Annotated in this window: 22 protein-coding genes; 9 read left to right on the top strand and 13 right to left on the bottom strand. The window is 49.5% G+C overall.

Translation table 11 applies throughout. From position 1 onward, the window contains the following. Nucleotides 1-591 precede the first annotated feature (591 nt). Both MO867_RS00435 and MO867_RS00440 read right to left on the bottom strand, forming a co-directional pair. Nucleotides 592-3420: a M16 family metallopeptidase gene (locus tag MO867_RS00435; protein WP_252463961.1), complete on the bottom strand. Its 2829-nt coding sequence runs from the start codon at nt 3418-3420 to the stop codon at nt 592-594. A gap of 242 nt (nt 3421-3662) precedes the next feature. Continuing rightward, a complete protein-coding gene (locus MO867_RS00440; protein WP_252463962.1) occupies nt 3663-4061 on the bottom strand; it encodes a globin in 399 nt (132 codons plus the stop codon). Between the two features lie 849 nt (nt 4062-4910). Between MO867_RS00440 and MO867_RS00445 the strand changes: the two genes are divergently transcribed. The 3 genes from MO867_RS00445 (at nt 4911) to MO867_RS00455 (ending at nt 8330) form a co-directional block, all read left to right on the top strand. Continuing rightward, complete coding sequence (locus MO867_RS00445; protein ID WP_252463963.1) at nt 4911-6074, top strand: phosphoglycerate kinase; 1164 nt, start codon at nt 4911-4913, stop codon at nt 6072-6074. Nucleotides 6075-6163: 89 nt separating this feature from the next. Next, nucleotides 6164-7228, top strand: a complete 1065-nt coding sequence (fba, locus tag MO867_RS00450; protein ID WP_252463964.1) for a class II fructose-bisphosphate aldolase — start codon at nt 6164-6166, stop codon at nt 7226-7228. Nucleotides 7229-7343: 115 nt separating this feature from the next. Beyond that, complete coding sequence (locus tag MO867_RS00455) at nt 7344-8330, top strand: alpha/beta hydrolase (protein WP_252463965.1); 987 nt, start codon at nt 7344-7346, stop codon at nt 8328-8330. 20 nt (nt 8331-8350) lie between these two features. On the opposite strand, the gene MO867_RS00460 is transcribed toward MO867_RS00455, so the two are convergent. The 8 genes from MO867_RS00460 to serA form a co-directional block, all read right to left on the bottom strand. Beyond that, the gene (locus MO867_RS00460; RefSeq protein ID WP_252463966.1) at nt 8351-8554 is read right to left on the bottom strand and encodes a hypothetical protein; all 204 of its coding nucleotides are present in this window, start codon (nt 8552-8554) and stop codon (nt 8351-8353) included. A gap of 499 nt (nt 8555-9053) precedes the next feature. Continuing rightward, nucleotides 9054-10244 (bottom strand): MBL fold metallo-hydrolase, encoded by a 1191-nt coding sequence (locus MO867_RS00465; RefSeq protein ID WP_252463967.1) that lies wholly within the window; start codon nt 10242-10244, stop codon nt 9054-9056. Between the two features lie 148 nt (nt 10245-10392). Further along, nucleotides 10393-10842, bottom strand: coding sequence for a cupin domain-containing protein (locus tag MO867_RS00470; RefSeq protein WP_252463968.1), 450 nt, complete (start codon nt 10840-10842; stop codon nt 10393-10395). Nucleotides 10843-11192: 350 nt separating this feature from the next. Next, nucleotides 11193-11573 carry a LytR/AlgR family response regulator transcription factor gene (locus MO867_RS00475; RefSeq protein ID WP_256473642.1) on the bottom strand — a complete coding sequence of 127 codons (381 nt, stop codon included), beginning with the start codon at nt 11571-11573 and terminating at the stop codon, nt 11193-11195. Nucleotides 11574-11683: 110 nt separating this feature from the next. After that, the gene (locus tag MO867_RS00480; RefSeq protein ID WP_252463969.1) at nt 11684-11881 is read right to left on the bottom strand and encodes a hypothetical protein; all 198 of its coding nucleotides are present in this window, start codon (nt 11879-11881) and stop codon (nt 11684-11686) included. 35 nt (nt 11882-11916) lie between these two features. After that, a complete protein-coding gene (locus MO867_RS00485) occupies nt 11917-12348 on the bottom strand; it encodes a histidine kinase (RefSeq protein ID WP_309143291.1) in 432 nt (143 codons plus the stop codon). A gap of 186 nt (nt 12349-12534) precedes the next feature. Next, nucleotides 12535-13443, bottom strand: coding sequence for an EamA family transporter RarD (rarD, locus tag MO867_RS00490; RefSeq protein ID WP_252463971.1), 909 nt, complete (start codon nt 13441-13443; stop codon nt 12535-12537). A gap of 213 nt (nt 13444-13656) precedes the next feature. Continuing rightward, nucleotides 13657-14904, bottom strand: a complete 1248-nt coding sequence (serA, locus tag MO867_RS00495) for a phosphoglycerate dehydrogenase (RefSeq protein ID WP_252463972.1) — start codon at nt 14902-14904, stop codon at nt 13657-13659. 150 nt (nt 14905-15054) lie between these two features. Between serA and MO867_RS00500 the strand changes: the two genes are divergently transcribed. From MO867_RS00500 to MO867_RS00525, 6 genes are all read left to right on the top strand, one after another. Next, the gene (locus MO867_RS00500) at nt 15055-15717 is read left to right on the top strand and encodes a fumarylacetoacetate hydrolase family protein (RefSeq protein WP_252463973.1); all 663 of its coding nucleotides are present in this window, start codon (nt 15055-15057) and stop codon (nt 15715-15717) included. Between the two features lie 159 nt (nt 15718-15876). Then, nucleotides 15877-17385, top strand: coding sequence for an aldehyde dehydrogenase (locus tag MO867_RS00505; RefSeq protein WP_252463974.1), 1509 nt, complete (start codon nt 15877-15879; stop codon nt 17383-17385). Nucleotides 17386-17626: 241 nt separating this feature from the next. After that, nucleotides 17627-18025, top strand: a complete 399-nt coding sequence (locus MO867_RS00510) for a hypothetical protein (protein WP_252463975.1) — start codon at nt 17627-17629, stop codon at nt 18023-18025. 107 nt (nt 18026-18132) lie between these two features. After that, nucleotides 18133-18441: a putative signal transducing protein gene (locus tag MO867_RS00515; RefSeq protein ID WP_252463976.1), complete on the top strand. Its 309-nt coding sequence runs from the start codon at nt 18133-18135 to the stop codon at nt 18439-18441. A 910-nt stretch (nt 18442-19351) separates the two neighbouring features. Beyond that, nucleotides 19352-19621 (top strand): SpoIIAA family protein, encoded by a 270-nt coding sequence (locus MO867_RS00520; RefSeq protein WP_252463977.1) that lies wholly within the window; start codon nt 19352-19354, stop codon nt 19619-19621. 175 nt (nt 19622-19796) lie between these two features. Further along, nucleotides 19797-20555 carry a TerC family protein gene (locus MO867_RS00525; RefSeq protein WP_252463978.1) on the top strand — a complete coding sequence of 253 codons (759 nt, stop codon included), beginning with the start codon at nt 19797-19799 and terminating at the stop codon, nt 20553-20555. Nucleotides 20556-20629: 74 nt separating this feature from the next. Here MO867_RS00525 and MO867_RS00530 read toward each other — a convergent pair whose 3' ends face one another. The 3 genes from MO867_RS00530 to MO867_RS00540 form a co-directional block, all read right to left on the bottom strand. Continuing rightward, the gene (locus MO867_RS00530) at nt 20630-21082 is read right to left on the bottom strand and encodes a phosphate-starvation-inducible PsiE family protein (RefSeq protein ID WP_252463979.1); all 453 of its coding nucleotides are present in this window, start codon (nt 21080-21082) and stop codon (nt 20630-20632) included. A 70-nt stretch (nt 21083-21152) separates the two neighbouring features. Continuing rightward, nucleotides 21153-21776 (bottom strand): lipase family alpha/beta hydrolase, encoded by a 624-nt coding sequence (locus MO867_RS00535; RefSeq protein ID WP_252463980.1) that lies wholly within the window; start codon nt 21774-21776, stop codon nt 21153-21155. A 329-nt stretch (nt 21777-22105) separates the two neighbouring features. Further along, nucleotides 22106-22426 (bottom strand): alpha/beta hydrolase-fold protein, encoded by a 321-nt coding sequence (locus tag MO867_RS00540; RefSeq protein WP_252463981.1) that lies wholly within the window; start codon nt 22424-22426, stop codon nt 22106-22108. Nucleotides 22427-22544: the final 118 nt, after the last annotated feature.

Genomic DNA, 22544 nt, shown 5'->3' on the forward strand with positions numbered 1-22544 from the left:
CCTATGAAAGCTATCAGGCTTTTGATGTCGTATAAATAATCATTTGGAATTTGGTGGTTATTGGGGTTTTTTTTGAGTTATTTAATTTTGTCATTTTTTGTAAATGTTTGGTACGGATGTTTATAATTCATGCTTTGTTAGCGGTTTCATTTCTTGTTTGTTGATTTTTTGACGTTTTTTTTGCGTAGGATTTTTTCCGCTGTGAATGGGGTTATGGCTGCTACCTATTTTTTTATGCTGCGGGTGAGAAGCTTGGACAGGTAAGTGCTTAGATACGAGCGAAACATGAACGCTATGGTTAACTTAATAAATTGGAGGAATGGCTAGGCTAGGCTTTTAAAGTGGGCGAAGCTGTTTTTTGGGGGGGGAAGTTTTAAAGGTATTGCTTGGAAATTATGACTTGGAAGGGATCGCCAAGCTGGATGATATTGCAGATGGTTTCTTAAAATGATACTGCGTGATTAATGAAAGGAAGGTTTGGTGGCAATAGTAGAGGGTTCGCAACTTGTGGAACCTATTTGCTTTTTTCCTCTTTACCTGCAGCATACGGCATTCAGCCAAAAAATTTTGGCTGAATGCCGGGGTCAGACGTTAGCGCTCAGTAGTTGAAATTGCTGTGTTGGAAGGTTCGTTAATCTCGATCTCTGTTACAGAGCCTATATCGAGATCGCGAATTTTCTGTTCTATTCTGCTTTTATCACCCACAATAACCCAGGTAAATTTATTGACCTTCATGGTATCGCGAGCCAGGGCATGAATGGAGTCCAAGTTAACGTCGCGGATTTGCTCGGCATAGCCCTGCATATAGTTGAGGGGGCGCTCATTAGTCACCATAGCGGAGATAGCTCCGGAGACTGAAGCGATTGTTTCAAAGCGGCCAGGAAGCTCGTTAATACGGTTATCTTTAATTTTTTGCAGCTCCTCTTCGCTCGCCGGGGAATCGCCAATGTAGGCCTGCAGCTCTTTATATAACTCTTGCAGAGATTCACTGGTTTTATCGGTTTGTACCGGTGCATAGACCAATAGAGGCTGTTGCCCTTTGGCCCCGGTTAGGAAAGAGTAAGCGCCATAAGCCCAGTGCTTGTCCTCGCGCAAATTCATATTGATTCTTGCGGTGAAAGTGCCTCCAAAGATGTCATTCATCATATGCAGGGCTTCGCGCTGCGGGATTTTTTCAGAGGGTGCCAGCAGACCGCCAATAATGATGCTCTGTTCTGCTCCAGGTTTGTCGATAAGGTACACACGGGTTTTTCCCGGGTGAGAGACCTGAGCGAGATTTTTCACCGGCAGGGATTTTTTAGGTGCCTGCCAATCCGCAAAATGTTGCTCCAGTTTCTGAGTCAGTTCTTTTAGATTGATGTCACCGACGACCACCAAGGTGGCATTGTCCGGACGCATCCAGGTTTTGTGATAACTGACCAGATCATCCCGGGTCAGTGACTGGATAGAATCCTCAGTTCCAGAACCCGTCAGGGGAACCCCATAGGCATGATCACTACCGTACAGAAGGGGGGGCAGGTTGCGCAGTGCCATCTGTACCGGCTGGGTTTTCTCCTGTTGGATACCGGCAATCCAGCGAGCCCGTTTGCGCTCAATCTCCTCGTTGGAAAAGGCCGGTTGCATTACGATATCGGCAAACAGGGACATTGAGTTATCGAGGTTGCTCTTTAGTGCATTGAGTCGTACGGATGCGCTATCGATACTTGCTCCCGCACTGATGCGGGCCCCGAGAATCTCTTCTTTGGCACTGATTTCGAGGGCACTCAGTTTCGCAGTCCCCTCTTTTAGCATGGACATGGCGTAGCTTGAGGTTCCGAGCTTTTTTCCCTGATCGGCGGCATAGCCGGCATCAAACTGCAGGTGCATATCAACTACAGGCACCGAGTTCCGCTCGGCCAGTACGACTTTCAGGCCGTTGGAAAGTTCGGCAGTCTGGAGTTCGGGGAAGGGCACACTGGGAAATTCACCAGTGTCCGGTAGCTTGGAGCGGTTTGCAGTGGCTTCGCTGACAGAATATTCCGGGAAGGGGTGCACTTCCAGGTTGTAATCACCACTGGAGAGCCATTTTTGAGCGGCGGCTCTTACTAGTTGTGGGCTGATGGACTGTTTTTTATCCATTGCTTCCAGGTAGGCATTAGGGTTGCCGAGATACAGTTCGCCACGGGCAAGGATTACCCCTTTGCCGCTCCAACCGCCTACCTGTTCCAAATTGCGCGCGTAGGATGCGTACTGACTCATATTAACTCTGGCCAGCTCTTCTTCGCTGGGTCCTTCTGCCAGAAAACGCTGCAACTCTTCTTCAATAGCGGCCTCGACGGTGGCTAGCGCCACCCCAGGTTTTACATTGGCAACAATGGGGAAGATCGAAGAAAGCTCTAACTCATGCAGGCCCACATTGATGCTGGTAGCAATCTGGTCTTTATACACAAGACGCTTATACAGGCGGGAGTTCTTGCCATCACCGAGCACTGAAGCGGCTAAAGCAATAGCACCGGCATCTTCATGGTCAAGGTTGGGCGTGTTCCAAACCTTGTACAGTCGTGATTGCGCGACCCGATCAAACATCTGCTCGCGACGGGACTGCTCACGCTTGGCGATCCAGGCTTTTTTCTTGATCAAGGGGGGGCCGGCGGGAATATCGGCGAAATATTTTTCGACTTTTTCTTTTGCCGTTTTAGCGTCAATATCGCCGGCGAGTACCAGCACCGTATTCGCTGAGCCGTAATACTGTTTAAACCACTGGTGGACATCGTCGAGTGAGGCCGAATTCAGGTCTTCCATCGAGCCGATAGTCGTCCAGGAGTAGGGGTGGCCGGTGGGATAGATCGCTTTTTGCATGCGTTCCCACACTTTGCCATAGGGCTGGTTCTGACCTTGACGCTTTTCGTTCTGCACAACCCCGCGCTGTTCATCGAGTTTTTTTTGAGTAATGGCACCCAGCAGGTGGCCCATCCGGTCAGATTCCATCCACAGCGCCATATCCAGCGCATTAGAGGGCACTGTTTCGAAATAGTTGGTGCGGTCCAGCCAGGTGGTGCCATTCATGCCTGTCGCACCGGCCAGCTCGAAAGGCTTGAAGAATTCGTCGTTGTAATTTTCTGAGCCGTTGAACATCAGGTGCTCAAACAAGTGGGCAAAGCCAGTCCGGCCCGGCTTCTCATCTTTGGAACCGACGTGATACCAGACCCCAACCGATACAATGGGTGCTTTGCGGTCTTCATGAACGATGACTCTAAGCCCATTGGGTAAAGTAAATTTCTCGTAGCTGATTTCCAGGGAGTTAATTCTGGGCGCGGGGACTATCGCAGCAGAGGGGTCAGTTGTGGATTGAGGGTTGGTCGCATTCTGTGGAGCTTCGCCACAGGAGGCGGCTGCGATAACGAGCGCTAAAGGGATGCTGTACTTTCGCACTTTCTTCATTCTGGTGTCCTTGTCAAATGATCCTGGAAATATAGCTGGCGTTTTGAGCTTTATTCTTGTCTTTGTATAAAAAGCATTAAATTGAAGTTTTTACTTATTTTGACAATGGCAGAGCCTGGGCTCCGCGCCGGCCGCTAGATTTGTATTGAATTCAATGCAAACAAAAGCTGCTGGGAATCCCGATCATAAAGGGCCGGCTTTGAATTTAGCAAATTTATAGGGGGAGGGTAAGCGACTAGGACTTAGTAAGCCTGACTTATAATTTCAATGCCCGGCAAAATTGCGCGATTCCAGGCGGCTTCGATTTCGGGAGTGAACTCTTTGTCATGCTGTCGAAGCGTGGCGAGTAATGCATCGAACCAGAGGCGGTACCACTCGGGGTGGATATTGTAGCCGTTGCGATCGTGGCTCTTGCCCAGAGCACGCAGTTTGGTATCTGGCATGCCGCGGGCGTGAAGTACCAGTTGCATAATGCCGTTGCGTAACAAGTGGCGTTGGGCTTTCATATCAGTATTGGCAAACAGTGCGCGAATATCTTTAGAACTACCCATAAAGCGATCATAAAAGTCTACAAAAAACTGTTCTGTATTACAGCAGCGTCCGTAACTTTGGAAAACGATATCGCTATCCGATCGTTGCATCGTTTACTTACCTCTATAGTTTACCGCCCTAGGTTTTAATTGCCGGGCGGTAGTGTGATTAACATGCATGTTGGAGGGGGGCGGCGATTCTAGCGGCACAAGTTTAAAGCGAAAAGTGGAATCTCTCCTGTACGTTGATGTAAGTGGATGTAATCGTCTGACAGAATCATCAATGTAATTTTGATTTCATGATTTTTTATCTCCATTCAAAGCCTGGCTTTTATTCGAATGCAGCTGCGTCCCTGTCGTGTGAATAAAGCTTGTGGCACTTCACTGGATTAGTACTGAATACTGGGAGTCTCTGGGTAATTTTGTATTGTCGGAGCGGGATGTATAGGCTGCTGATGCCATGCGGAGCTCAGCGCGAATGGCCTCAGCCCTGTGCAAGACTGAAATGCAGCGGATGTGACCTATAATACCCGCCTGGCGGGGCTTTCAGAGCGATTCATACTTTGCGTCACGAGACTATGACGCCCTGCTAAGTCATGCCTTGATACTGTGCGTCTCTGATCGACAAAGGTATTGCGGAATTATTCAGAAGGCTCTCAAACTTTCTCGGTTTGCTTTGTGTTGATAGCCCGGCGAAGGCTCCCAGGATTTAACCAAAATTGGCTTTAGGTACCTTTGCGCGCGGGGTGATTACTTGCTAACGACACAGGTAGTTGGGAGAGGGAGTGGTTCAGCCAAAGGGGATCTGACTCGCAAGACAGCAATAACTGCGCTAAAAATGCGCCGATTAACCGATATAACAACGCTTTCCCTTGTTTTTACTGTCGGCACCGGCAGGTTCCAGTTGATATAATCGCCGCCCAAATTTTTCAGTTAATCGAAGTAGAAGGGGGTTGGCAAATGGCGGTCAAACTGATGGCAGATCTCGATCTTGCTGGTAAGCGCTTACTTATCCGTGAAGACTTGAATGTACCGGTGAAAGACGGTCGGGTAACTTCTGACGCGCGTATACGCGCGGCGCTACCCACGATTGAAGCCGCCATTAATGCCGGGGCCAAAGTACTGTTGATGTCCCATTTGGGGCGTCCCACTGAAGGGGAGTACGCCGAGGAGTTTTCCCTGGCTCCCGTGGCTGCGCACTTGAGTGAATTGCTGGGTCGCGATGTTGCCTTGGTGAAGGAGTGGCGCGATGGGGTTGAGCTCGCCGATAGCGAAGTGGCTCTTCTGGAAAACGTGCGCTTCAACACTGGGGAGAAGAAAGACGGTGAAGCGCTGGCAAAGGCGTATGCGCAGTTGTGCGATATCTTTGTAATGGATGCCTTTGGCACGGCTCACCGCGCTCAGGCTTCCACTCACGGTGTAGCCAAATATGCCCCGGTTGCCTGTGCGGGACCGCTGTTGGCGACCGAATTGGATGCGCTCCAGAAAGCGTTGGCTGAGCCCGCACGTCCTTTGGTAGCGATTGTTGGCGGCTCCAAGGTCTCGACAAAATTGACCGTGCTCGAAAGCCTTTCCGATAAGGTCGATCAGTTGATCGTTGGCGGTGGGATCGCCAACACCTTCCTGGCGGCGAGTGGCAAGCCGGTCGGTAAATCCCTGTGCGAACACGACCTGGTGGATATTGCCAAGGCGCTGATGCACAAGTGTGATATTCCTTTGCCGACTGATGTTGTTACTGGCAAAGCGTTCAGTGAATCTGCCGCTGCGGAAACCAAAGGTGCCGAGACGGTTGCTGAAGACGACATGATTTTTGATATTGGTCCCAAGTCCTCTGAAATGTTGGAGGATATTCTCAAAGGCGCTAAAACAATTATCTGGAATGGTCCTGTCGGTGTCTTTGAGTTTGACCAGTTTGGTGGAGGCACGGAGCACCTCTCCAAGGCGATTGCAGCGAGCGATGCATTTTCTATTGCAGGAGGCGGCGACACCCTGGCTGCTGTGGATAAATACGGAATTGCTGACAAGGTTTCTTATATCTCCACTGGCGGTGGTGCTTTCCTTGAATATGTTGAAGGCAAGACATTGCCCGCAGTGGCAATGCTGGAAACCCGCGCACGAGACTGAATAACGAAAAATAAGGCCTGCCGCAGCTTGCAGGCAGGCCACAAAAGCAAAAATACAAATATTACGAGTAGACGAGAAAGGAATTAATTATGGCTCTTATCAGCCTGCGCCAAATGTTGGACCACGCCGCGGAGTATGGCTACGGTGTGCCCGCATTTAACGTGAACAATCTGGAGCAGATGCGTGCGATTATGGAAGCGGCCCAGGAAACCGACTCTCCGGTGATCGTTCAGGCCTCTGCCGGTGCCCGTAAATATGCGGGTGCGCCTTTCCTGCGCCACCTGATCCTAGCCGCGATTGAGGAGTTCCCTGGAATTCCGGTGGTGATGCATCAGGATCACGGCACCAGCCCCGCCGTTTGCCAGCAATCTATCCAGCTGGGCTTCAGCTCAGTGATGATGGACGGTTCCTTGGAAGAAGATGGCAAGACCCCGGCCTCTTACGAGTACAACGTCAATGTGACCCAGCGTGCTGTGGAAATGGCACACGCCGGTGGTGTCTCCGTAGAAGGGGAGCTGGGTTGTCTGGGTTCGCTGGAAACCGGTATGGCGGGTGAGGAAGATGGCGTAGGCGCTGAGGGAAAACTGTCCCAAGAGCAGCTGCTGACCGATCCGGAAGAAGCCGCTGATTTTGTGCAAAAAACGAAAGTGGACGCCTTGGCAATCGCCTGTGGTACCAGCCACGGTGCCTATAAGTTTACCCGTCCGCCCACTGGTGACATCCTCGCTATCGATCGCATCAAGGAAATCCACAGGCGAATTCCCGGTACACACCTGGTTATGCATGGCTCTTCTTCCGTGCCTCAGGAATGGCTGGCGGTTATCAACGAGTTTGGCGGTGAGATCCCCGAGACCTACGGTGTTCCTGTAGAGCAGATCTGTGAAGGTATCAAGCACGGTGTGCGCAAGGTGAATATCGATACCGATCTACGCTTGGCTTCTACCGGCGCCACTCGTCGCTTCCTGGCTGAGAATCCGTCTGAGTTTGATCCGCGCAAGTTCTACAAAGCTGCTACCCAGGCAATGAAGGAAATCTGCATTGCGCGTTATGAAGCCTTCGGTACTGCTGGAAATGCCAGCAAGATTCGTCCCATCAGTCTCGACGCCATGAGTCAGCGTTACGTTGCCGGTGAGCTGGAGCCGCAAATCAAGTAAAAGGGGTTTTGGCCTTTAGGGCAGGTGGGCCCAGTGTCCACCTTTTCCTGCGCTGGCGGCTCTTCTAGCTACTCCATCACTACCCCTCCCGCCAAAATGCAGTACCATTGCACTAATGGATACTTTGCAAGATCTCAGCACATTCGATAGCAGCCCGGTGATAAAGCGCCCGGACTACTCTGCATTGCGTCAAAAACTGCCTGAGCTGGACTTTGACGCGGATCAAGCGCCTCTGTGTAAAGAACTGCAGGACTATCGGAATTTTTACGATTTGCATTTTCCCCGTGCCAAAAAAACGGGTGTCGGGACTTTTAAAGTCGCTGGATTCGAGCTGGTATCGCAATATTGGATGGTCGAAAAACCAAGGGGCACCCTATTTATTTGCCATGGTTATTTTGATCACACGGGGATCTATGGTCCGGCGATTCGCTTTGGCCTGGAGCGAAACCTGAATGTAGTGATTTTCGATTTTCCCGGCCATGGGCTGTCCAGTGGTGAGCGGGTAGCGATCCATACTTTTCTACAGTACCGCCAGGCCTTTGATGGGATTTTGGAGGTGGCAAGGGATAAGTTACCAGAACCCTGGCACGGTCTGGGGCAGAGCACTGGGGGTGCGGCACTGCTTGCGCACTTGCAATACAGTCGCTGGCAACCCCTGGACAAGGTTTTTTTGCTGGCACCGTTGATACGCCCCTCCAACTGGGCCTTGGTTAATCGCTGGAAGTACTATGTGGGCCGGCTGTTTATCCGCGAGCCCGGCCGAGCTTTTACTATCAATACCCACGATGTTGAGTTCTCCAGAAGGCAGGCATTGAGAGATCCGCTGCAGGCGCAATCCATTTCCATGAGCTGGCTTAGAGCTATGGTGGACTGGCTGCAGAAGTTCCCCAATACGGCGCACAATCAGCGCCCGATTCTTCTGGTACAGGGAACGGATGATAAGACTGTCGATTGGCGTTACGGCCTCTATGCTGTCCGCAGCCGCTTTCCCAATTGTCACCGGGTATTGATTCGTGGTGCTCGGCACCAGATGATTAACGAAACCCAGCCCTATCGCCATCAGATCTTGGCGGCAATGGATGAGTGGTTGAATCAGGAATAACAGTAACTTATCCCCTCAAGTCAGATAGCCCCCAGTCGCGACAACCCCATAACGGTTGCTGCGGCGAAGCTACCAACCGCAGTAATCATGGTAGAGCCCCATAAACAGAATATGGTCGTCAGGCGTGTCCCTGTGGTGTTATTTTGTTGCGCATAGAAATAAAGTTCCATTACCGCTAAAGGGGCAGCGAGCATTGCGAAGCTCATAAAGCTCATAAAGCTCATAAAAGGTCCTGTGATGGTTTTGGGATCGAAGCCAACTGGTCCCTGGTTCAATAAGACCCAAATAGTCAAGCAAATCCTAAATTAGATTTCTGACGGTATTGTCATCGACTATACCGATGGGTAAACGGCTCCAGCGAGGTCAGCCATCGTCAAATATGGCGCCGATATAGTAGCCCAATACTTAGCCATCATAAATTAACCAGCCACGGCGGCGATAAACCAAGTGGTGGTACTGCCATTCAACAGCTTTCTGAATAACTGCGGCCAATCTCTTGGCGGTATTTCAATCGCATGAGTGGTGGGGTTCATGGTGATTTCTCCAATTTCCGATAATTTGAAGAAACCTATTGGAAAGCTGAATTGTGCTCTACGGCTTGAGGCAAGAAGTGCGGAAAATATCGCTTTAAGTGAGAAATAGTGAGATAAGTAAGTTGCGCTATTATTACACGTGAGGGCTTTTGCGATCTGTAAATGTTGTGTGTTTCAGGGTACTTTAGAATTAATCCGATTGTTGATCGCCTTTATCGAACTGAGTACTTTTGCTAGCCCCAGTGGACTTTGCTTTAGCGGAGGTTGCTTTTTGCGGTTTATCACTTTTCTCCGATTTTCCCTTGACGTTTGTGGGGATTCTATTGGTTGGGTATTCGACCTTGCAGGAACCCTGCCCATTGTCTGAAAGTACAATTTCATCCAGATCATCCATTACCCGGATCGGGCCCGAATAGAACTTGTGCATTCCTTGAATAAAACCAGTTTTGTCCTCTGCGCTGACCGGGGGTGGAATCAAGTGTGTTAAGGCAACAGATTTGACCCCCGCTTTGGTTGCCATTTTGGCAATGTCCAGTGTATTGGAATGATAGTGAATAATTTGCTTTGCCTTCTCATAACGAAGGCGAGCGCGTCGGTTATCCCCGGTTTGTTTTAATTTACTGATGTACTGTGCGTAGCTTAAAGCCTCGGAGATTAGTAAATCAGCCTCTCGTTCAATAGGCTCCAAGGCATCAAAAACGTGGGTATCGCCGGTAATGATGACTTTACAGGGCCCAAAGCGTATCTCGTAACCAAATGCTGGAAAGACCGGCTCGTGGTGTACAGCAAATACGGAAACGTAGGTGTCCCTGTGGTGCCAAACATTTTGTACCACTTCATTTTGGTCGCCGGCAATGTTAACCAAGTGAGGGGTTGCGACGGCCAATACCGGGTCGAGAATGCCCTGTCTATTGGCCGATCGGAAAAGAATATCCGGCCCGAAGCTTTTATTGATACCATCCAGAATACGATGGATACCGTAGGGACCGTAGACATTAATGGGAGAATCCGCACCCACAAACCAGGATTCATTGATCACCATAGCCAGACCACCAAAGTGATCGGAATGCCAGTGAGTTATAAAAATAGGGTCTAGTTGTGCAAGATTAAGGCCGAGCTGACCAATTCTTGCTGTGGCCCCTTCACCGGCATCGACCAGGAAAAGTTTTCCACTGCTGCGTACTGCGATACAGGCGGGGTGGCGTAAATATTGGTATGCGGGGTCGGGAGTGCCGGTCCCACAAAAATAGATGTGCATTTTGCCATCATCTTCCACGTAGGGTGGGTAACGCTTCAAGGATTCTGGCTGCTCAGCCACACTTGAAATAGCCAAAAAAATTCCGAAGGTGATTGTGGCAACAATATCAAGTCTCGGGCGCATGGTCTTATCGTTTCCAGTCAATGCGGAAAATACTCACCAAGGATATTCCGCTATCTTTAGGAGTGCCAATAAAGGATGAAAATCGTGGGCTAAATATGTACTTCCGCTTAATTTCAATCGTTAGAGAAAATGGCGGTCTAAAACGCTTTCAATTGAGTGCGTCATCAGGGTTTTTATAGATAGTGGTAGGTTGTCCCTCCAGGCCGGAGTAAAAGAGAATAATTGTTACCGGTGTCTCCCCATCGTTGCGCCCATAATGCCATTTGTCTGTGACTTCAATAAATGCTTTTCCTTCACCCAGGGTGAGAGTTTCCTTTTGCCCGGGAAGTACGATCGTTAAAGTGCCCTCTGCCACATAGACGCCATTTAATACAGGATGCTTGTGTACTGGCATCTGTTTCCCCGCCGGAATAGTGACACTAACCACGGTTAGCTCTGGTTGCCCAGGTTTCATTTTTGGTAGAACGTGCCCCTCCCAGTCTTTTGTGGAAGATACCAACGTTTCAAAACTGACGTCGTTGGTCTTTTCCTGACCAAATAAAGCAGTCGAAAAAAATGTAATAACTAAAACCGGCAAAAAAAGTAGACGGTGGTTCATTGTATTTCCTCAGGAAGACTAATAAAGGCCCATGGACATTCTTGTTGAAGAGCTAACGATGTCCAATAATTTGAAGAAAAATATTTCCGAACCCATGCAGGGATAAGGTTAGCTTTATCGTCGCCTAATAGATTTTTTGTAAAGAGATGTGATGACCTTGTAAAACTTTTATTGTTTCGTGAAGTATTGTTGGAAAACCTGCGCCATCCGGAATATCTGTATCTGGGCGTTATCTACCCAATTGGGTGAGTGCGCACACTTACAGCTGTCGGAAAAGGTGCTGTAACGCCGGCTGACAGGCAGTACTGCCTTGCGGTACAGCAAGGTGATTTGGGCAGTATCCCCGTCTCTCACCCCATGTCGGATGGCTTTTGGTTAACTACAACTGAACGGTGTAACTGGGCAACGAATTCAGGGTCGAGCTGCTCAGCCAATTGTTTGAGTAATTCTCGTTGGTGGTTAGTGGGTTCACAGCTGTTGAGCCGTTCCTGGAGTCGCGCTACCGTATCGGTGAGTCGCTCAATTTCTACGGGTTTTACTAGATAATCCAGGGCTCCCGGCCTAAAAGCTGCCACGGCATAGTTGTCGTAGGTGGTGACAAAAACCAAAAGTGCCCGTCGCCTAATCATTTGGGCTGCTTCGACACTGGATCTACCCGGCATATGTGCATCCAGAAAACAGGTGTCGGGCTGTTTTGCTTCGAATAACTCTACAGCCTCACGGCCATTCAGAGCTTATGCAACAATGGTTCGTACTGGCCATACCTCATTGGGTTTGCGAATCAGGGACTGGCGCAGCCGCGGTTCATCTTCGGCTACCAAGGCTGTTGCGGTCGTGGCACTCATGACTGCTCCTTAGTGGGGAATACAATTTCGGTGCGCAATCCCATTGGCTGTTGGCTGACCCGGCGCAAGCCGTGACTATCTCCATAAGTGAGGCGCAGCCGCTCGCGCAAGGTTGCCAGTCTTGTGCCAAGTCTGCTGGAGTTACCTTGGACACCGGTATCGCTGACCGGAGCAGTGCAGACGCTGCCCTCCAACTTGACATCCGCCCCCCTGTCTCACAGGGGTCGCTCTACCCCAGTGACTGTAAAGCGATGGGCAGGCAGGGCTGTTTACGTACCTCAGCGTTTGCGCTGATGGAAAACGCCAGGTGATCCGGCATATGCATTTGTATCAAGTTCAAGTAAGCCTGCGCCAGGGTGAGTTCTTGCCCTACCGTATTCTCTTCAGAACCAAGTTTCGGCACCGCAGCGCGTAGGTAAGCGATCAGGTTGTCCAGAAAAATCGGTGCCTGAGGGTCGGCGGATTCCACCAACTCGCGCACATTGGCAAGGAAATTAAACAGGAAGTGTGGCATTACCTGGGATCGAAGAAGGCGCAGACGTGCGTTTAGGGCCTGGTGCTCCAGGGCTCCGCGTTGCCGTTCAAAAAGTTGCGCCTGCTCGCGTACGCCGCAAAAGTGCGGATATAGCTGCGGTGTTGGTACGCAGTAGGAGTTCTGGATAGGTGCGCTACCAGGTGAAGCTGAGTGGCAAGGTCCAAACTAGAATGGCCAACAGGACGGTAAGCGACTGCTGCCCGTTTAGCAGCAGTCGTATTTGAGCTGGATGGGTTGTCGACGAGTCGTTCATGGCGGCCGCCCAGATGAAAATTTGGTTGCGGCCATTCTTACACAGGTTTTAGCGGCTCGTTATAGAGCCGCCTTACCTTGAAGGTGGAGCTTTCTCCGTTGTGCCAGTGCATCGGCCGAATAGAGAGCCAGTCCCAGCCACACAAAGATAAAGGTGGTGAGCTTTTCCTCACTAAAGGTTTCACCGAAAACCTGGGTGGCCACCACCAGCATGAGCGTTGGGCCGATGTACTGCAGAAACCCCAATGTGGAGAGGTTGAGCCGGCGGGCAGCGATGGTGAACAGTAACAGGGGCACCAAGCTTATCGGACCGGCTAAAAGTAGCAGGCCGTTAAACTCCAGGCTGTTGTTCAGCAGATTGCTGGTGGGGCTCTGGCTCCAAAACAGGTAGAGCAGGGCCACAGGCAACATAAATAGTGTTTCTACAGCGAGGCCGGTCAGGCTTTCCACCGGGGCCTGTTTGCGTGCCAAGCCATAGAGGGCAAAGGAGCTGGCGACGAATAGGGCAATGATGGGCACACGGCCAAACTGCCACAACTCGTAGGCAATACCGGTGGAGGCCAGCACTACGGCTAGCCATTGCAGGCGCCGCAGCTTCTCTCCCAGAAACAGCACGCCTAGAACAACATTGAATAGCGGATTGATGTAGTAGCCAAGACTGCCATCCAGCAGGTGCCCGTTATTGATCGCCCAGATAAAGACCAGCCAGTTGCCGCCGATAAGAACCGTGGTCAGGGCCAGCATGCGCATTTTTTTGCCATCGCGCAGTGTCGCAGCAAAGTCCGGCAACTTGCCTACCAGCAACAAAATTCCAAGGGCCAATATCAGTGACCAGATACTGCGGTGGGCGAGGATTTCCGCTGCGGGGATATCCTGCAGTTGATTGAAATACAGTGGCGCCAGCCCCCAGATGAGGAAGGCGGCAATACCGGCGAGAAGGCCGGTTGAGGCGGAATCGTTACTGCGCAAGGGAACACCTGCTGTGGGAAACTGGGGCCTTGGCCCAGTGGTGGGCACGCGGATGTGAGCACCTGAGTCTGAACCAACAGAGTAGGAGCGTCATTGTAGAAGTGGCCGCCAGCTGGGATCAATCTTTTTTATCGAGTTGAAGCTTCCGACTGACGCGCCGTGGGGGAGACAGAATGCGGGTACGGATTTGTACCCGCAAAAAGGGGGGGGAAGTTAAAACAGTACGCGGCAGCGCAGGGTTCCGGGAATATTCTTAAGCTTTTCCAGTGCCAGGTCGGAGTACTCGGCGTCCACATCGATAACCACATAGCCGACGGACTCATTGGTCTGCAGGAACTGGGCCATGATATTGATGGCATTCTCGGAAAATACCTGGTTTATGGCACTCAGTACGCCGGGTACGTTCTTGTGAATATGTAGTAGGCGATGCGTCTCCAGGTGACCTGGAAGTGCTACTTCAGGGAAGTTGACCGAACTGGTGGTGGTGCCATTGTCGGAATAGTGCGCCAGCTTTTCTGAAACTTCTGTACCGATATTTTCCTGGGCCTCCATGGTGGACCCGCCTACATGGGGCGTGAGCAGGGCATTGTCGATACCGCGCAGCGGGCTAACAAACTCATCGGTGTTACCACGGGGCTCTAGCGGGAATACATCGATCGCCGCCCCGGCCAGATGATCGCTCTTTAGCGCTTCAGCCAGCGCTTCAATATCTACCACGGTACCGCGAGAGGCATTTAGCAGAATACCGCCGGGTTTCATCTGGGAAATTTGCTCGGCGCCCATCATCATCTTAGTGGAAGGCAGTTCCGGCACATGCAGTGAGACCACATCGGATTCCGAGAGCAACTGCTGCAGGGAATTCACTTGGGTGGCATTGCCCAGTGGCAACTTGGTGACCACATCGTAGAACCTAACCCTCATGCCGATCGCTTCGGCCATAACCGATACTTGAGAGCCGATGGCGCCGTAGCCGATGATACCCAAGGTCTTGCCTCGGGCCTCGTAGGAGCCTGCGGCCGTTTTTTGCCAGCCGCCGCGATGGCACACCGCATTTTTTTCCGGGATACCGCGCAGCATAAAAATAGTCTCGGCAATAATAAGCTCGGCTACGCTGCGGGTGTTGGAATAAGGTGCGTTAAATACGGCAATGCCCAGTTCTGTCGCCGCCTGTAAATCCACTTGATTAGTGCCGATACAGAAACAGCCAACAGCAATCAGCTTGGAGGCATTTTCCAGCACTTTACGGGTTAACTGGGTACGAGAGCGAATACCGATAAAATGCGCATTGGCAATTTTTTCGATCAATTGATCTTCGGGCAGGGAGGTCTTGAGGTACTCCACATTGGTGTAACCGCGGGAGGCTAGCAGGTCGACGGCGGACTGGTGTACGCCTTCCAGCAGTAGAATGCGGATCTTGTCTTTTTGCAGGGACTTTTTTTGATCGGAACTGTGCGCAGCCATAAACTATCTCTTCACTGAGTGCGAATAACAGATGCAAAGTGCTTGGATCACTTCTCTGGAGGTGCCGGGAGTTTGGCGAAGGCGCGATCATAGCACATGCTGCCTTCAAGGCTTTATTCGAAATTTCTATCCTAACTATCGTGTTTATCTATGTACCAACATCAATATACTTGTGGCAATGAGGTTCCTTTCAACTTGGGCAAAATAGTCTGTGTCGGGCGAAATTATGCCGATCATGCGGCAGAGCTCAATAACCCGATTCCAGAAGAACCATTGTTATTTATCAAACCAGCCACTGCTGCGGTTTCAATGGCTGAGACCATTCATCTTCCCGTGGGGCGCGGTAGCTGTCACTTTGAAGGGGAGTTAGCGTTGTTGATAGGGCACCGGTTGAGCGGTGCCAATGCCGCAGAGGTGCCCGCAGCGATTGTCGGGCTGGGGCTCTCCCTGGATCTGACTCTGCGCGACCTGCAAACAAAGCTGAAAAAATCAGGGCACCCCTGGGAGAAGGCTAAAGGCTTCGATAAATCCTGCCCCCTGTCTCCCTTTGTAAAACTGGATTGGCTGCCGGATTGGGACAATCTCAGTTACTCGTTATCGCTGAACGATGTTTTGCGCCAGCGCGGAAAAACCGAACATATGCTCACACCGATTCTCGACCTGGTGGCTTATATCAGCAGCTATTTTACGTTGGAACCCGGTGACGTGGTAATAACCGGCACTCCTGCAGGGGTGGGGGAGTTGCATCACGGGGATAAAATTGCCCTGCAGTTGCAGGGCGACTGGCTGCAGGTGGAAACCCACGTAGCTTAAATCTGATGTGGCATCGGTCAAGTAACTTTAACTGGCGCCCCGTGTTTTGCGGGCGTTTTCTGTATCGGCCCGATTATGTCAACGGGCTAACCTTTGATTTGTGATCACATTTTCGATATAACCGGGAAAACTATATTCCCAAACCAAACGAGGTGTGCCATGTCAGCGCAAAATAATATCCCCCAAAACCTGCAGGAATGGCAGGCTCTGGCGGCCTCACTGAAGATTGAGGGCCGCGCCTTTATTAACGGCAGCTATGTCGATGCCCTTTCCGGTGAAACCCGCGCCACCCACAACCCCGCTAATGGCGAGCAGCTAGCACAAATTGCCAGTTGTGGTCCCAAGGATGCAGATTTAGCCGTGCAAGTAGCCCGGGAAACATTTGAGGCCGGTGTTTGGTCAAAAATGCCGCCCATGCAACGCAAGAAAATCATGGTGCGCTTTGCTGAGCTGATTGAAGAAAACCAGGTGGAAATAGCTCTACTGGAAAGCCTGGACGCGGGTAAACCCATTGGTGATACCATGGCGGTGGATGTGCCCGGCGCGGCCACCACTATCCGCTGGAGCGGTGAAGCGATCGACAAAATCTATGATGAAGTGGCACCCACAGGCCCCGGTGAGTTGGGGTTGGTCACACGGATGCCCTTGGGGGTGGTGGCGGCTATTGTTCCCTGGAATTTCCCTTTGTCCACCACCGCCTGGAAGTTGGGGCCGGCACTGGCTACCGGTAACAGCATTATTCTCAAACCCGCTTCTAACACGCCATTGACCGCGATTAAATTGGCTGGCCTGGCCAAACAAGCGGGACTTCCTGATGGGGTATTGAATGTTCTGCCGGGGCCGGGTAGCAGTTTGGGCAAGGCTCTGGGCCTGCATATGGATATCGACTGCCTGACGTTTACTGGTTCTACCGAAGTGGGCAAGACCCTGACCGAATACTCAGGTCAGTCCAACCTGAAGCGTACCTTCCTGGAGTTGGGTGGTAAAAGCCCCAATATCGTATTTGCCGATGCCGACCTGGATAAGGCTGCCGAAGCTGCGGCTCTAGCGATTTTCTACAACCAAGGAGAGACTTGTACTGCGGGGTCGCGCTTGTTGGTAGAAAAATCCATTGCCGGCGATTTTATCCAAAAAGTCAGAAAAGCTGCGACGCGTTTCAAGCCCGGTCATCCCCAGGACCCGAATACCGCAATGGGCGCCCTGATCGATCGCAGTCAGTTTGACACTGTGGAGTTCTATGTTGCCAAAGGTCTGGAACAGGGCGCGCAATTGGTGTGTGGTGGTAGCCCGGTGGAGGAAGTCGCAGGTGGCTATTACTACGAGCCGACGGTATTTCGGAATGTGACCAGCGATATGACCATCGCGCGTGAAGAAATCTTTGGTCCAGTGCTGTCAGTGATTGAGTTCGACGGCGAAGCGGAAGCGCTCGCGATCGCCAACGACTCCATTTATGGCCTAGCCGCCGGTATTTGGACCAATAACCTTGGTCGGGCACACCGTATGGCACGCGATATTTATGCCGGCTCAGTATGGATCAACAACTACTTTGGTGGTGATATCACCGTACCCTTTGGAGGCTTCAAACAGTCGGGCAACGGCCGGGATAAGTCCCTACACGCTCTGGATAAGTACTGTGAACTGAAGTCCACCTGGATCGACTTGAGCTAAACCTGACACCGCAGGGGCTGCTTTCCCGGCCCCTCGCCTTTTTTCCCCAGCAAAGAATGATTGAGACCACAACGCGAATCTGCTGCTATTTCAGTAGCCAGTCCCCGGCGCCGATGGGATTCCTTGGCGTGAATTATCTAGTCAGCTATACCTAATTTATCGCCTCGGGAAAAGTCTGGGGCGTCACCTCCAGAAACGGAGATCCCAGATCACGAAGTTAACGGCGTGTGGGAGTACTGAGTTGAGCAAGATTTCCCTGCTTTTCGTAGTTTTATGTGCCAGTGGGTGGAGCGCTGTTCAGGCGGCTGAGTCCCCATTATGGGGAGAAATCGCGGGATTACTCAGTGCCGAGCAAATTTATACGAATAGCGGTCGTACTTATACCTCACAGAACCGTGCAAGAGAGTGGATAAGGCTGTTTGTCAATCGCGGTGATCAGGTACGAAAAGGCCAGATAATTGCTGAGCATCGAAATATTAAAGGTAAAGTGGTCCTTGAATATATTGCCAACCGATCTGGGAGAATTTTATTAAACAGCCGGTCCGCAATTGACTCGGTGGAATCGATCCTGGAAATACTTACTGTTGAGGAAGAGAAGTATTGTGAGTATGAAAACTGTGTACTTACAGGAAATCGATAAAAGTGCTCACTTCGATGACGAAATTACCGTGAAAGTTCTCAGCTAAAAGTTGTCCACAGGTGGGTAGGCAGGTAATCTGAGTACCATCTCAATGGTGCCGATTAATTATGAAGCTAATTTATTCCCATGAAAATCGATTATTGGTGGAGCTGGCTAAAAGTCGGCTTGAAGTTGCGGGCATAAAAACCCGTTTTAAAAATGAGTTCGCCCAGGGGGGCTCTGGAGAATTGGCACCAAATCAAGTCTGGCCCGAGTTGTGGTTGGAACGCGACCGCGATTTTGACCGTGCCCGACAAGTTCTCGCCGATGCAGAAGCAGAACAAAGCAATTGGCTGTGCTCTAGCTGTGGCGAAGACAATGGTGCTGCGTTTGATTATTGTTGGCAGTGTGGCAAACCGAGACCCTCTACTGATTAATCGCGTGACTACATGGGGAACCAGTGGACACAAAAATCAATATCAGTATTTTGCGTATGAGAATGATCTAGAAGAAACTTAAGCTATTTTATTTGCCGGTGAATAGTCAGGAGGGCTAATAGTTTGGGTAAATCGACCAAAATCGTGGATCAGTACCATTATGCAGATAAGAACTAATATTGATGTAGGCTATTTTAACCGAGTGGTAATTTTTTATCGCGATGTTTGAGCCTTCATTAGGGCCTTAGTTTGGAAAACTATGTAATATAAATACTGGGCGGCAATATGACATTGAATTTATTTCTATGGATGTTTCGATATAACATTAGGGTATCAGTTCCGATGCAATTGATCTGACGGATCGTAAACTACTTATTTTTCATCTGGTATTTGGCTCCACAAAGATGCTTTTACTAGAATGCTCTTGCAAAGTGCTCCCTTCCCCGGTGGTCTGCCAAGCGGGTTGTAAACAAAATTGCATCATTGCTCGCTGAATTGGGAACCATGATCTCTCTATTGATAGATCCCATATTATCGTTAGATCAGGCGACGATGTATTAGTGGCAGAGTTTGCAGCGTGGTAGTGGATTATTTCAGGGCCACACAAAAGCGTCAGAGTGCTCCGCCGGTGCCCTCACTGTGGAGATCTTAACGGATTAGAGTCAATCGTGTACCAGTAAGTAGCTTTCAAGCGCTTGGTAAAGGGCGTGAACGCCTTCTGTAACAGGGTATCGCGCACTAGATTATAAGCGAGACAATCTAAAATAATCCCCTCAAAATAGGCAGGTAACTTATGACTATCACACCTCACGGAGTTTCTATTGGCCTTGAACAAAAGGGGGACCACTTTTTTCTTACTCTAAAGGCGAGCGGTAAATTGACCCATGAAGACTAAGAGACCATGGTGCCAATGTTGACCTCCGCTATTGCGAAAGTAGACCACCCCAAAATTGATGTATTGATGGATGCGCAGGAACTGCAAGGCTGGGAGCCCAGGGCAGCTTGGGATGACTTCAAATTAGGGCTTGAGCATGGTCGACAGTTTAATAAGATTGCCGTGCTTTCCGATAAGCGCTGGATGAAAGTGGCCGGTAAAGTCGGTAGCTGGTTTATAGGCGGCGACTACCGAACTTTTGATACAAAATCTACGGCCCTGGCTTGGCTGGCTGAAGAAGATTAGAATGGATATTCTGATAAGTTGCTGAATCAATTTTCGGGGTTTTCTCAATCCGGGCCAAACTCTCGGCAGGGGAGGTTTTCTCCTGTCGGTAAGTTTGGGATTGAAACTCAATTAAAGGTACCGATACTGTTTAGGTACTAAGTCAGGCATAATAAATTATATAAGGATTTTCTGAATGTTCGAGTGGCTAACCAGCCCCGAGGCCTGGGTAGCACTGGCTACCTTGGCGGCGCTAGAAATTGTACTGGGTATCGATAACATTATTTTCATTTCAATTTTAGTGGGAAGATTACCACCCAAACAGAGAGAGACCGCTCGCTTTATTGGTTTAGCCTTGGCGATGGTAACCCGGCTGGCTCTGCTTTTCTCAATTGTATGGATAATGGGTCTGATTGATCCAATATTCAGTTTCTATGGGATGGGAATTTCCGGCCGGGATATTATTCTTGTTGTGGGAGGGCTATTTCTCATTGGTAAGGCAACCCATGAGATTCACAATAGTCTGGAAGGTGAAGAAGAACGCGTGGCTTCACTAGGTAGTGCTGGTTTCTGGATGGTATTACTACAAATTGCCTTATTGGATGTTGTATTCTCTCTCGACTCAGTAATAACCGCCGTGGGTTTGGTTGATGAAATATCAATAATGGCAGTCGCTATTGTTTTAGCGGTGATTGTTATGTTATTTGCTGCCAAGCCTATCGGAGACTTTGTTGATCGTCATCCCACGGTAAAAATGCTTGCACTGGCATTCTTAATTATGGTGGGATTGACACTGTTGGTTGAAGGTTTTGACGTACATGTGCCCAAGGGATATATCTATTTTGCCATGGCTTTCTCTATGGCCGTTGAATTCCTCAACTTACGTTTGCGTAGCAAGAAGACGAGTAAAATGGAGCCGGTAAAGTTACATCATGCTTTGCGTGGAGATAGATAAGGACCGTGGGGCGGAAATATACTCCGCCCCATAAATTTATATCGTGGTCACCATCGGTGAACTGCTTAGTATTTTCACTCGGTATTTTTTAACTTTAAGACTAAGTAAGTTAGGCCTAACGCTAATGTGGCTGCCGACAACCCCAAAAGCTCGCCAGAACTTATTTTGTCTAAATCCAGAATAATAAATTTTCTGGATAAGGCCAGAATGGCGATAAGTACAACGACCTTAGTTTGGATAATACTTTGTTGCCGCGTAACGACATATTGTAGAGTGTGACTAAACTCCAAGGCAATTAAGAGAGTGATGATTTCGCCAAAAATGACCTGGAAAACTTTATGCTCTAATGGATCCTGCATCCTGACAATAAGTAGATTGTACACGGAATAGCCAAGACGGCCCGTGGCCACGATTACGATTATTATAATGATAAACGTGAGTGTTAACGCAATAAGACTTTCGAATTTACGATAATAATTGTGAATTTTGTAATCAGAAATTGAAGGTTGTTTCTTTGGGCCATCCATATTTTAAATTTCCTGCGCACAATATTTTTGCGTTGATATTAATGGCCAGAATTGTTTTCCCATAGCCTGATTATTCCAAACCAGACTCAAGTTCTTTTTTTAAGATAGATATTACTTTACTGCTCATCGGCATCATTCGGTGGAGTATTACGGGTACTTCATAGCCAGTCCCCAGGGATAACTTGGCGCTACTATGAGGCATAATTGTGACGTCGTAACGGGTCCAAATAAAAACTGGTCTGGTGCTCTCCAGTTTATTTACCCCTTGATTCAGATTACGTAAAAAATCGCTACCAATACGCAGTTGCTTCCCACCTTTGTATGGCAGAAAATTTGCCCAATAGCTGCCATGGTGAGGGGATGATATGGAAATAAATTTATGTACTCGATCTACACCCCGCAATGCCTGTAAATAATGCCGCGCAATAATGCCACCCATGCTGAATCCCACGATGGTACATGTGGTGTCTTTTTCCACAATATGTTCAATTTTTGAAAATAATTGAGACGATAGATGTTCCATTCCATGCCAGCCTGAGTTATAGCGCAAATGGATATAGTGCACGTCAAAACCGGCGGCAATAAGCTCGTGTTGCATTCTCAAAAGGGAGGTTCCCCGGTCAAAAATTCCAGGAATCAGTAAGACGGTTCGACTCTTGCATCTCATTTTTTGCTTGAAAGGATTAGATGTCATAAATACTCTTTGACGCCATGCTTTTACAGCGTGAGGCGTTAATAGAGTGCTGATAGAGAAGTGTAGTTGCAAGAAGGCTGCCGGATATTTTCGTGGATCGTTTCGACAGAAACAATGGAGATTGTAGGGTGTGCCGGCCAGAAAACTTGTCAAGGTTCAGGGGCCGGCACCTATTGTATAAGAGGCCAGTTTGCTGGCTGCCGAGCAGAAATATCTATATTTGATCAAGGCGAGAATTCCAGGATTTCTCATTGTGCGCACGTCCTTCAATTACCCATGTTTGCAACCTGCTGAGGCCTAGCCCTTCTGTCGCAAAATGTTATGCACAGTTATTGAAGTGGTGGATAGTAGGCATAGAGCATCTCTATATCATGATCATAATAGAAGCGATAATTTCCTGGTTCAGGTAGATTTTCCCGTAGAAAGGTGCAAAGAGCCCAGGATATTGGCAGTTTGTCATCGGGATTTATCCCCGGCCAGTGAGTGGATATGGCGGCAACTGTGAAGAATGCTTCCGGATATTCAGTGACTGCATACAGAGGTATAAGGCCACCCATACTGGCACCAGCAATAAAGGTGTTATTAGCTACATTGCTAACAGCGAGATTGTTATCTATACAGGGCTTTACCTTGGGCACCAGATATTTCAAGTAGAGATCTCCACGCAGCTCTATCTGATTGAACGGGTGCTGAGACTGTAGAGCGTCTCCCGAGGTAGTGTTCAGAATTCTGTGTCATTTCTTTACTATTAGCAAAAAAGAGATGACC

This window comes from Microbulbifer okhotskensis (genome assembly GCF_023895975.1).
In the GTDB taxonomy this organism is placed as follows: Bacteria; Pseudomonadota; Gammaproteobacteria; order Pseudomonadales; family Cellvibrionaceae; genus Microbulbifer; species Microbulbifer okhotskensis.

Coding starts and splice junctions, on each gene's coding strand:
- MO867_RS00435 (WP_252463961.1), bottom strand. CDS start 3,420: ATGAAGAAAGTGCGAAAGTACAGCATCCCTTTAGCGCTCGTTATCGCA.
- MO867_RS00440 (WP_252463962.1), bottom strand. CDS start 4,061: ATGCAACGATCGGATAGCGATATCGTTTTCCAAAGTTACGGACGCTGC.
- MO867_RS00445 (WP_252463963.1), top strand. CDS start 4,911: ATGGCGGTCAAACTGATGGCAGATCTCGATCTTGCTGGTAAGCGCTTA.
- fba (WP_252463964.1), top strand. CDS start 6,164: ATGGCTCTTATCAGCCTGCGCCAAATGTTGGACCACGCCGCGGAGTAT.
- MO867_RS00455 (WP_252463965.1), top strand. CDS start 7,344: ATGGATACTTTGCAAGATCTCAGCACATTCGATAGCAGCCCGGTGATA.
- MO867_RS00460 (WP_252463966.1), bottom strand. CDS start 8,554: ATGAGCTTTATGAGCTTTATGAGCTTCGCAATGCTCGCTGCCCCTTTA.
- MO867_RS00465 (WP_252463967.1), bottom strand. CDS start 10,244: ATGCGCCCGAGACTTGATATTGTTGCCACAATCACCTTCGGAATTTTT.
- MO867_RS00470 (WP_252463968.1), bottom strand. CDS start 10,842: ATGAACCACCGTCTACTTTTTTTGCCGGTTTTAGTTATTACATTTTTT.
- serA (WP_252463972.1), bottom strand. CDS start 14,904: ATGGCTGCGCACAGTTCCGATCAAAAAAAGTCCCTGCAAAAAGACAAG.
- MO867_RS00500 (WP_252463973.1), top strand. CDS start 15,055: ATGTACCAACATCAATATACTTGTGGCAATGAGGTTCCTTTCAACTTG.
- MO867_RS00505 (WP_252463974.1), top strand. CDS start 15,877: ATGTCAGCGCAAAATAATATCCCCCAAAACCTGCAGGAATGGCAGGCT.
- MO867_RS00515 (WP_252463976.1), top strand. CDS start 18,133: ATGAAGCTAATTTATTCCCATGAAAATCGATTATTGGTGGAGCTGGCT.
- MO867_RS00520 (WP_252463977.1), top strand. CDS start 19,352: ATGTTGACCTCCGCTATTGCGAAAGTAGACCACCCCAAAATTGATGTA.
- MO867_RS00525 (WP_252463978.1), top strand. CDS start 19,797: ATGTTCGAGTGGCTAACCAGCCCCGAGGCCTGGGTAGCACTGGCTACC.
- MO867_RS00530 (WP_252463979.1), bottom strand. CDS start 21,082: ATGGATGGCCCAAAGAAACAACCTTCAATTTCTGATTACAAAATTCAC.
- MO867_RS00535 (WP_252463980.1), bottom strand. CDS start 21,776: ATGACATCTAATCCTTTCAAGCAAAAAATGAGATGCAAGAGTCGAACC.